Origin of the sequence: Citromicrobium sp. JLT1363, from assembly GCF_000186705.1 — a bacterium.
Classification (GTDB): Bacteria; Pseudomonadota; Alphaproteobacteria; order Sphingomonadales; family Sphingomonadaceae; genus Alteriqipengyuania.
Window position 1 is genome coordinate 1 of the sequence record NZ_AEUE01000021.1, and the last position, 1,140, is coordinate 1,140.

Genomic DNA, 1,140 nt, shown 5'->3' on the forward strand with positions numbered 1-1,140 from the left:
TCGCGGTCGCGGGCATATCGTAGGCGTTTCGTTAGCTGCGCAGGCACGCGACGGCACGCGGGGTAAATGGTATTTCCCGGTAAGGCACGAAGTCGAAGGCGGCGACAACCTTGACCCGCGCGGCGTCTTCGGGTTCCTACGCGAAGCTTTGCACACGCCGACGATACCGAAGGCCGGGGCGAACCTTCTTTACGACGTAGGTTGGTTGACGACCGAAGGCGTATACGTTGACGGCCCGTTGCATGACGTGCAGTTTGCCGAAGCGTTGATTGACGAAAACGCACTAGTCGCGCTTGACGTGCTAGGCCACAAATACCTAGGGCGCACGAAGACGACCGACGCGCTTTACGAATGGCTACGGGCTGCATACCCGGAAACACCGAAGCGCGAAACGCGCGGCAATATCTTTCGCGCACCGCCCCGGCTTGTCGGGCACTACGCCGAAGACGACGCCGACTTGCCCTTGTCGATTATCCCGCACCAATACGAAGAAATGTTGCGGCAAGGCTTGCTTGACGTTTACCGGCTGGAATGCGACCTAATCCCGCTTCTAATCCGTATGCGCCTTGAAGGCATTAGCGTTGACGTAGAACAAGCGCAGCGCCTTAACGACGAAATGCAGGTTGAAATTGCCGCACTTTACGACCGCATTTACGCCGAATACGGCTACCGCCTGAATAGCACCGACGGGCGGCAACTTGGCCCCCTATTCAAGCGCGTAGGAATTGATACGCCGCTTACCGAAGCGGGCAACCCGTCGGTGCAAAAGGAATGGCTAGCTGCGCTTGAACACCCGCTAGGCGAAATTATCCGCGATATTCGGGAACGCGAAAAGCTGTGCGGCACGTTCATTCAATCGTATATTCTTGACAAGAACGTAGGCGGTAAGGTCTTCCCACAGTTTCACCCGCTTAAGGGCGACGACAACGGGGCTAAGGTAGGGCGCTTCGCGTCTTCCGACCCTAACTTACAAAATATCCCGTCGCGCACCAAACTAGGCAAAGCCGTTCGCAAGTGCTTTATTCCCGACAGGGGGCATTCGCATTGGTGCAAAATGGACTATTCACAAATTCATTATCGCATTCTAGCGCACTTTGCGGTAGGCCGGGTAGCGACGACTTGCGGGCTTCGTATATCAAT

General features: G+C 56.1%; 1 protein-coding gene. It reads left to right on the forward strand.

The features are described from left to right. The coding region (locus tag ADAD_RS0115205) for a DNA polymerase (RefSeq protein ID WP_010415712.1) at positions 1–1,140 on the forward strand (1,140 nt) is incomplete at both ends.